Below are 4560 nucleotides of genomic sequence, written 5' to 3'. Positions count from 1 at the left end.
TTCGCCTGGAACTGGAAGGTGATGTTCGAGAACAACAATGACGGCTACCACGCCAGCAAGCTGCACCGCGGGCCGCTGCACGACTTCGTGCCCAGCGAACTGGCCAGCTTCCCGCCGTCCGACCCGGCCGACGCCGGCTTCCTGCGCTTCAACGGCACCACCCATGCCGACGCCAGCTTCAATCCCACCCAGAAGGCGGTGCTGCCGATCTTCCCCAAGCTGACGGCCGAGGATCGCGGCCGCATGACCTTCGCCAACGTGCCGCCGACCCTGTCGCTGGTGATGACCAGCGACCTGGTCATCTATCTGATCCTGCGCCCGACTGGGCCGGAGACCCTGGAGCAGGACACCGGCATTCTGGTGGCCCCCGGCGCCACTGAGGACCCGGCCTTCGAGCACCGGCTGGAGATGATCATGACCTCGGCGACGAAGATCATCGCTCAGGACATGGAGGTCGACGAACAGGTGCAGCGCGGCCTGCGCTCGCGCTTCGCCGTGCGCGGTCGCTATTCCTGGCAGGAAGGGGCCCAGGCCCAGTTCAACGACTGGCTGACCCGCCGCTACCAGCAGACCTGGGCGGCGATGAAGGCCAAACCGTCCAAACTCGTTTCGGAGGCCGCGGCCTGACCATGACCTCGACCCAGCGACTCCCGACCATCTTCTTCGGTCACGGCAGCCCGATGATCGCCCTGGAGACCAACGACACCACCAAGACCTGGGCCAGGATCGCCGCCCAGATCGAGAAGGACCACGGCAAGCCCAAGGCCATTCTCTGCGTCTCGGCCCATTGGCTGACCCGCGGCACGGCGGTGACGGCCATGGCCCAGCCGCGCACCATCCATGACTTTGGGGCCTTTCCGCAGGCGCTGTTCGACGTCCAATATCCGGCTCCCGGCAGCCCGGAGCTGGCCAAGCGCGTGCAAGAGTTGCTGGCCCCGACGCCGGTGATCCTCGATGACGGGGTCTGGGGCCTGGACCACGGCACATGGTCGGTGCTGTGCAAGGCCTATCCGCTGGCCGACGTGCCGGTGGTGCAGCTGAGCATCGACGCCACCCAGCCGCCCGCCTACCACTTCGAACTGGCCAAGAAGCTGGCGACGCTACGCGACGAGGGGGTGCTGGTGATCGGCACCGGCAACATCGTCCACAACCTGCCGGCCATGGACTGGACGCACAAGGACCGCCCGCCGTTCGACTGGGCGGCCCGCTTCAACGACCACATCCGCCGGGCCATTCTCGACGACGCCCCGGAGCGCGCGGTGGCCTACGAGGCCCTGGGCGAGGACGCCGCCAAGTCGGTCCCGTCGCCCGATCACTACTGGCCGCTGCTGTACGTGCTGGGCGCGCGCCTGCCGGGCGACGTCGCCAGCTTCGCGCCCGACCACATCGAGCACGGCTCGCTGAGCATGACCAGCGTCGTGCTGGCGGCCTGACCCTTCACCCTGCGGAGACGCTGACATGGCCTTCATCTGCGACGCCGGCGAAAGCCGCGCCGACACCGCGCCCGGCGCCTTGCACACGCTGCCGGCCACCCCGGCCACCGTGCACTGGGGCTATTTCGACCCGAGCTTGAAGCCGGCCCTGAAGGTCAAGTCGGGGGACCTGATCCAGGCCGAGGCCGTCACCCACCACGCCGGCGACGCCCCGCAGCTGATGATGGACGAGGGCGTCACCCGGCTGTTCAAGGAGATCCCGGAGTCGGACCGCTATCCCGGCGTCCACATCATGACCGGGCCGATCCACGTCGAGGGGGCGATGCCGGGCGACATGCTCGAGGTGCGGTATCTGCGGATGACGCCGCGCTGCAACTACGGCTCCAACCTCGCCGCCAACTGGGGCTATCTGTACAAGGAATTCGGCGAGAAGGAGCGGGTGACGATCTACCAGCTCGACGCCAACGCCAACACCGCCAGCGCCCTCTACGCCTATGACTTTCCCGGCAAGTATCTGGTGCCCGGCACGGTCACCGACTGCCCGGTCTGCGACCGCCAGTCGGCCTTGAAGGGGGTGCGCATTCCGGCCCGCCCGCACCTGGGCACGGCCGGCGTCGCCCCGGCCATCGACGGCCGCACCAGCACCAACCCGCCCGGCGCCCACGGCGGCAATATCGACAACTGGCGGATCGGGGCGGGGGCCACGATGTACTACCCCGTGCAGGTCGAGGGCGGACTGTTCTCGATCGGCGACCCACACGTGTCGCAAGGCGACGGCGAGATCTCGGGCACGGCCATCGAAAGCTCGCTGAACGTCCTGATGCAGATCGTGCTGCGCAAGGACTTCGTCTCGCCGGGCCCGCTGCTGGAGACCCCCAAGTGGTGGATCGTCCACGGCTTCGACGAGGACCTGAACGTCGCCATGCGCGACGCCTCGCTGAACATGCTCACCCTGCTCAGCGATCATGTGGGCCTGTCGAAGAACGACGCCTATTCGTTGATGAGCGTGGCGTCCGACTTTGGAGTCACCCAGGTGGTCGACGGCAAGCAGGGCTGCCACGTGCGCATCCCGCGCGACATCTTTCCCACGATGAAGGGGTAGGACTCCATGAAGGCCTGGTCGTTCAGCACCGACAGCCACCCTCGCGCCGAACGCGCCGAGGCCTGGCGCGAGGCGATGAGCCGACTGGGCCTGCCGATCGAGGGCCTGTCCGACGCCGAACCGGCCTCGGCTTCGGTGGTCTGCCTGACCTCGCCCCTGGGCATCGAGTTCGCCCTGGTCGAGGCCGGGGCCCAGGCGATCTCGGGCCGGCTGTCGGGCCAGCCGGCGGCGGTGTGGCTGGCGGTGCTGTTGAGCGGCGAAGCGACCCTGGTCACCGACGATCTGGCCGAAGCGCTTGAACCTGGCGACATCGCCTATGGCCCGACCGGCCAGGCCGCGGCCCTGCGTCTGGAAACCCGCTGCCGGCTGATGTTCGTCCGCGCCCCGCGCGTGGCCCTGGACCACCGGCTGATCACCCCGGTCAGTCTGCGCGTCGGGCGGCTGCAGGCCGGCACGGGCGTGGCCCACATCCTGTCGGGCCTGTTGCGGGCCACGGCCGAGGGGCTGGAGGATCTGACCGTCGACCAATTGCGTCCGGTCGAACTGGCCCTGACCGAATTCCTGGCCATCTGCCTGGTCGAGGGCGGGGCGGCGACCGACGTGCTGGGTGCGGGGGCCGGTGCGCCCACCGCCCACCTTCAGCGCCTGTGCCAGACCATCGAGACCCTGCTGCCCGACCCGGACCTGTCGCTGCGCCGGGTGGCCGACGAGGAGGGGGTTTCGCCCCGCTATGTCCAGAAGCTGTTCGCCAGCGCCGACGAGACGTTCAGCCACTATCTGCGCACCCGTCGACTGGACCGCTGTCGCACGGACCTGGCCAGTCCGCAGCACGCGCGGCTGTCGATCTCGGAAATCTGCTTCCGCTGGGGTTTCAACGGCTCGGCCCATTTCAGCCGCGCGTTCCGCGACCAGTACGGCGTGTCGCCCCGCGAGTTCCGGCAGAGCGCCGCAGCATAGCCGGTCAGGCGCGCTCAAGTCCGAGGAGCCCACCAAGATCGACGACCTCGCGGCCGGTCGCGATGGCTCAGGCGAGGCGCCGAGCGCCAGGTTCTGCTCCATGCGGGGGCGCCGAACAGGGAATAGCCGGCGTTGGGCTTGAAGGGGTGTTGCTGGCCTGGCCGGTTGGCCGAAACGTGCATCCCAGTCAGCATCGCATCGCGAGAGGCCGTTGAAACAGAGCCGCGCCGAGATCGTCGCCTTCGTCGGAGGGCAAATCCTTCCGCACGAAGCCGACGTGCGCGCATGGCTGCGCCGGTCGGGCGGCGCCGCCGCCGACATCGACGACGTGATCCAGGAGACCTATTGCCGTTTGGCCGCCTTGGAGAGCATCGCCCACATCACCAACGGCCGCGCGTATTTTTTCCGGACGGCGCGGAACATCACCATCGAGAAAATTCGGCGCGCGCGCATCGTTCGTATCGATTGCGTCACGGAAATCGACGCGCTGAACGTCGTAGATGATGAGCCTTCTCCGGAACGCGTGGTCGCCGGACGCCGCGAACTGGGCAGGGTGCAACAGTTGATCGAGGGGCTGCCCGAGCGGTGTCGACAGATCTTCACCCTTCGCCGGATCCATGGCCTGTCGCAGAAGGAGATCGCCGCGCGTCTGGGCGTGACCGAGAATGTGGTGGAGACACAGTCGGCGCGGGGCTTGCGTTTAATCCTGCGGGCGTTATCGGAGGCGACGGCCCCAGATCAATCGGAAGTCGGCAAAGCCCATGAGCTCCAATCGGTCCGCAAGCGAGATTGACGAGGAGGCGGCCGACTGGGCCGCCCGCGTCGACGCGCATGGACTGGACGTCGAGCACGACCCCCAGGTGCAGGCTTGGCTGAACGGTGATGCACGCCGGGCGGGGGCGTTGTTGCGCGCCCAGGCGGCGATCAGCTTCCTGGATCGCGGCCGAGCCTTGGCCAATGTCGCGCCCGCGGTCGAGACTGTCGTCGCCGAACGTCCCAGCCGTCGCGGACTGATCGTCGGGGCGGGCGGCGTCGCCGCCGCCGCGCTGGTCGGCGGGGTGGGTCTGT

General features: G+C 68.4%; 5 protein-coding genes and 1 pseudogene. All 6 read left to right on the top strand.

The window, feature by feature from the left end:
* Window positions 1–627 (top strand): SRPBCC family protein (locus WAL33_RS17985; RefSeq protein ID WP_422182919.1); only part of this gene is annotated, 627 nt, incomplete at its 5' end.
* Window positions 628–629: 2 nt separating this feature from the next.
* Window positions 630–1433 carry a 4,5-DOPA dioxygenase extradiol gene (gene ygiD, locus WAL33_RS17980; protein ID WP_422182918.1) on the top strand — a complete coding sequence of 268 codons (804 nt, stop codon included), beginning with the start codon at window positions 630–632 and terminating at the stop codon, window positions 1431–1433.
* A 25-nt stretch (window positions 1434–1458) separates the two neighbouring features.
* Complete coding sequence (locus WAL33_RS17975) at window positions 1459–2535, top strand: acetamidase/formamidase family protein (RefSeq protein WP_422182916.1); 1077 nt, start codon at window positions 1459–1461, stop codon at window positions 2533–2535.
* A gap of 6 nt (window positions 2536–2541) precedes the next feature.
* The gene (locus tag WAL33_RS17970) at window positions 2542–3492 is read left to right on the top strand and encodes a helix-turn-helix domain-containing protein (protein ID WP_422182914.1); all 951 of its coding nucleotides are present in this window, start codon (window positions 2542–2544) and stop codon (window positions 3490–3492) included.
* A gap of 211 nt (window positions 3493–3703) precedes the next feature.
* Window positions 3704–4285 carry an RNA polymerase sigma factor gene (locus WAL33_RS17965; protein WP_422182912.1) on the top strand — a complete coding sequence of 194 codons (582 nt, stop codon included), beginning with the start codon at window positions 3704–3706 and terminating at the stop codon, window positions 4283–4285.
* A pseudogene (locus tag WAL33_RS17960) lies at window positions 4254–4560 on the top strand (iron dicitrate transport regulator FecR); the annotation flags it as partial. The gene WAL33_RS17965 and the pseudogene WAL33_RS17960, both read left to right, overlap by 32 nt.

Origin of the sequence: Caulobacter sp. (genome assembly GCF_049283275.1) — a bacterium.
Classification (GTDB): domain Bacteria; phylum Pseudomonadota; class Alphaproteobacteria; order Caulobacterales; family Caulobacteraceae; genus Caulobacter.
The sequence above is the reverse complement of the archived record's forward strand: the minus strand, read 5'-3'. Positions and strand labels throughout refer to the sequence as shown.